Annotated in this window: 3 protein-coding genes and 1 pseudogene; all 4 read right to left on the bottom strand. The window is 64.9% G+C overall.

Annotated features, from left to right (window positions below):
• Nucleotides 1-1,082: ATP-binding cassette domain-containing protein (locus I5M_RS26625; protein ID WP_022724179.1), on the bottom strand; the 1,082-nt coding region annotated here is incomplete at its 3' end.
• Nucleotides 1,082-2,014, bottom strand: coding sequence for a branched-chain amino acid ABC transporter permease (locus I5M_RS26620; RefSeq protein ID WP_022724178.1), 933 nt, complete (start codon nt 2,012-2,014; stop codon nt 1,082-1,084). The genes I5M_RS26620 and I5M_RS26625, both read right to left, overlap by 1 nt.
• 1 nt (nt 2,015) lies before the next feature.
• Entirely contained in the window at nt 2,016-2,891 is an 876-nt protein-coding gene (locus I5M_RS26615) for a branched-chain amino acid ABC transporter permease (protein ID WP_022724177.1), read from the bottom strand.
• A gap of 204 nt (nt 2,892-3,095) precedes the next feature.
• Nucleotides 3,096-4,294: pseudogene (locus tag I5M_RS30690) on the bottom strand (ABC transporter substrate-binding protein).
• Nucleotides 4,295-4,357 lie beyond the last annotated feature (63 nt).

The raw sequence follows: 4,357 nt of genomic DNA, 5'->3' as shown, positions 1-4,357 counted from the left end.
AGATTTTCCCGCACCGTCATCTCGCCGAACAATTCGCGCGACTCCGGACATTGCACGATGCCGCCGCGCGCGATCTTGGCCGGCGAGGTGCCGCGTAGCTTGTCGCCGCCGCGCTTGATGTCGCCGGTGTAGGGCAGGAAGCCCGAGATGGCGTTGAACAGCGTGGTTTTGCCGGCGCCGTTGAGGCCGACCACCGAGACGAACTCGCTCTCGTGGACATGGATCGAGACGTTATCGAGCGCCTGGGCCTTGCCGTAGAATACGCTGAGGTTATCGACCTGCAGCAGCGGCTCCTTGTCCTCGAAGCTGGTTTCCGGCCGCGCCGAGGTTTCGAGCTTGCCGCCGAGATACACGCGGCGCACCGTCTCGTTGTTCATCACGTCGCTGGCGGCGCCGGTGCAGATCTCTTCGCCGAGATACATGGCGAGCACGCGGTCGACCAGCGCGGCGACGCTCTTGACGTTGTGATCGACCAGCAGCACCGCGCGGCCCTCGGCGCGGAAGCTGGCGATCAGTTCGGAGAACACGCTGACTTCGGCGAGCGTCAGGCCGGCGAACGGTTCGTCGACCAGCACCACCTTGGGATCGCGCGCGATCGCTTTGGCGAGTTCGAGCCGGCGCAGGTCGGCGAACGGCAACGTCGGCGGCTTGCGCCGCATCACCGGGGCGAGGCCGACGCGTTCGGCGATGGCCTCCGCGCGTTCGGTCAGCGCACGATCCGGAAACAGCGCCAGCAGGCTGTCCGGCAGCAGCGCCACCATGATGTTTTCCAGCACGGTCTGGCGGTTCAGCGGCCGCGAATGCTGAAACACCATGCCGAAGCCCTTGCGGGCAATGCGATGCGCCGGCTGGCCGGCGACGTTTTCGCCCTGGAAGATCACGTCGCCGGCGGTCGGCCGCTCGATGCCCATGATCGACTTCATCGCGGTCGATTTGCCGGAGCCGTTGGGGCCGATCAGTCCGAAGATCTCGCCGGGACGCAGATCAAACGACAGGTTCTTCACTGCGGTGAGACCGCCGAAGCGCTTGGTGAGCCCGCGGACTTCGAGCGTCGGGGCGAAGTTGGAAGTCGTCGCGTCCATCAGGCTTTGGCCTCAGGCGATTGTCGAGACATGGCCGCTCCGAGGAAGCCGCCGGGGAAGAACAGCACGACGAGCAGGGCGATCGCCGAGACGATGAAGGTGGCCAGCTCGCCGGTCGGACGCAGGAATTCGCCGGCGACGATCAGGAAGGTGGCGCCGAGCGCGGCGCCGATCACCGTGCGCCTTCCGCCCAGCACGGCGGCGACGATGACGTTCACGCCGACCGCGACGTCGACCACGGTGCCGACCGACGCGGTGCCGAAGTAGAACACCAAGAGGGCGCCGGACAGGCCGGAGAAGAACGCCGAGACCACGAAGGCGAACAGCTTGTGCTTGACGATGTTGAAGCCGAGCGCGCCGGCCTGCACAGGGTCTTGTCCCGAGGCCTGCAGCACGAGGCCGATCGGTGACTGCGACAGGCCGTATAGGATCGCGCCCGACACCACCATGAAGCCGAGCGCGATCCAGTAATTGGCGCTGGCCGAGATGGTGATGACGTCGGGAATGGTCAGGCCGATCTCGCCGCCGGTCAGGTCGGCGAACACCACGATGAAGTTCTGCAGCATCAGCACGGCGACCAGCGTGGTCAGGCCGAAATACGGCCCGCGCACCCGCAGCGCCGGCAGCGCCAGCACCACGCCGGCGATCACCGACGCCATCGCGCCGATGAAAATGCAGAGATATGGCGACAGGCCGTATTGGTTGTTGATGATGCCGGCCGTGTAGGCGCCGACGCCGATCAGGAAGGTCGGGCCGAAATTGACCTCGCCGGCGAAGCCGAACAGCAGGTCCCAGGACATCGCGAACACGCCGAAGTAATAGGCGACGGTCAGCACGCCGAGGACGTAGCCGGAGACGTAGAGCGGCAGGGTCGAGGCGGCGACGATGACGACCAGCGCGATCCAGAACAGCCGCGTCTTGAAGAACCCCATCTCAGCGCCTCCCGAGCAGGCCCTGCGGCCGCAGATACATCACGATGACCAGCAGCAGCAGTGCCGGGATGGTGCGATACGCCGGAGAGATCATGTAGGCCGTAAAGGTCTCCAGATAACCGACCACGAAAGCGGCGATCAGCGAGCCTGAGACGCTGCCGAGTCCGCCCAGCACCACGATCGAGAACGCGCTCGCCGTCAGCGGACCGACGCTGTAGGACGACACGCCGAGGAACATGCCGAGCAGCACGCCGGCGATGCCGGCCAGCACGCCATAGATCGCCCAGACCACCACATAGATGTTGGTCAACTCCAGCCCGAGCAGGGTGACGCCCCGCGGGTTCATCGAGGCGGCGAGTACCGCCTTGCCCATCTTGGTGCGGTTGACCAGGAGCCAAAGCGCGGCGATCACCAGGCAGCACACCAGCGCGGTGAAGATCTCGTTCTGCGGCGTGCGGACGCCGAGAATCTCGACCACGCCATTGACGATCGGCAGCACCGTCTTGGCGTTGTTGGTGAACAGATAGGCGATCAGCTCCTGGATCATGATGCCCCAGAGCAGCGTGCCGGTGAGGACGAAGATCTCCTTCTCCTCATTGGCGATCCGCCGTGAGCGTTGGATCGGCTGCACGACGGCGAAATAGGTTATGAGCGCCGTGATCAGTGCCACGGCGACGCCGACAAGCGCGCCGGCATATTGATTCATGCCGAAGGTGCTGGCCGCCGCCCACGCCGCCACCGCGGCCGCCACCATGATGGCACCGTGCGACAGGTTGAGCACGCCGGAGACGCCGAAGATCAGGGTGAAGCCGGTGGCGCCGAGCGCATACAGCGCGCTGATGGCGAAGCCGTCGATCAGGATTTGCAGGGCGAGCATTCAAGGCCTTCTGTACAACGAACTTCACGTTCGTCATTCCGGGGCGCGCCTCTTGGCGCGGGCCCGGAATCCATACTCCCGGCGGTGGTTATGGATTCCGGGCTCGCGGGCTATGCCCGCGCCCCGGAATGACGAGAGGTGAGGGTGGGGCGAGCAAAGAGAAATGCTCCCGTCGTTTCCGGCGGGAGCATTTTCATCAGCTCGTCAGTTCGCGGCGGCCTTGATGAAGGCCGGGAACTTGATCTTGGCCTTCGCCACTTCCGGCGGCCAGACGGCGACCTGCTTGCCGTCCTGCCACTGCAGCATCAGGCCGGTGAGCAGGCCCTTGCCGTACTTCAAACCGTGAGTGAACGGATCGTCCTTGCCGTAGAACTGCACGCGGCCGATCGTACCCTCGTAGTCGGTCTTTTCCAGCGCCGAGACCAGCTTGTCGGCGTCGGTCGAGCCGGCGCGCTTCACCGCTTCGGCGATGTAGTAGACTTCGTCATACGCAGTGTAGCCCGCATAGGACGGATAGTGCCGAATTTCTTCTTGAAGCCCTCCGCGAACGGCACTGACTTCGGGGTCACGGCGACGCCCGGGCCCGACACGCCCTGATACAGCACGCCGTCGGAGGCGTTGTTGGTGTCCTGNCCGAAGGTTTCGTTGGTGGCCTGTGAGGCGATGCCGAACATCGGGATCGGCACCTGCTGATTTTTCCACTGCACGGTCGGCTGCACGCCGACATGCGAGATGCCGGTGATGATCACGTCGGGCTTCGACGATTCGATCTTGTTGAAGATCGGCGTGAAGTCCGTGGTGTCGGGCGAGAAGCGGATGTGATCGAGAACCTTGAGGCCGATCTTCGGCAGGCACTCTTCGTAGCCGACGTCGAGCGGCTTGGTCCAGGCCGCGTCCTCGCTCATGATCACCGCGCTCTTCATCTTGCGGGCGTCGACCAGGAGGTCCTTGGCGGCGTCGCAGACCGACTGCGCGAGCTCGCCGGAGGTCAGATAGCCGTGGAACGTATACTTGTTCTTCTCGTAGTCGGCGTGCACCGCCTTGGTGATTTCGTTGGATGCGGCGCCCGGGGTGACGAACGGGGTCTTGAGCCGCGACGCCCACGGCATCAGCGCCAGCACGACTTCCGAGATGTAGCTGGCGATCACCGCGTTGACCTTGTCCTCGTTGACGGCGCGCTGGAAGGCGCGGACCGAGTCCGCCGAGGATGAATGGTTGTCGTAAGTGACGATCTCGATTTTGCGCCCGTCGATGCCGCCTTTGGCGTTGATCTCTTCGGCGGCGAGCTGGGCGGCCTGCGGAATCGAGGCGCCGGCGATGGCCTGGGCCTCGGCGATGACGCCGATCTTGATCGGGTCGGCCGCGAGGGCCGAGCCGACGCCGAAGCTCATGGCGGTTGCCATCGCCACGGCGCGCAACGACCAAGAACGGAAGGGGCCTGCTGTCATGCTGTCGTTTCCTCTTTA

The organism is Rhodopseudomonas sp. B29, assembly GCF_000333455.1.
Lineage (GTDB): Bacteria > Pseudomonadota > Alphaproteobacteria > Rhizobiales > Xanthobacteraceae > Rhodopseudomonas.
This window is presented reverse-complemented; position numbering and strand designations above follow the sequence as displayed.

Coding starts and splice junctions, on each gene's coding strand:
- I5M_RS26620 (WP_022724178.1), bottom strand. CDS start 2,014: ATGGGGTTCTTCAAGACGCGGCTGTTCTGGATCGCGCTGGTCGTCATC.
- I5M_RS26615 (WP_022724177.1), bottom strand. CDS start 2,891: ATGCTCGCCCTGCAAATCCTGATCGACGGCTTCGCCATCAGCGCGCTG.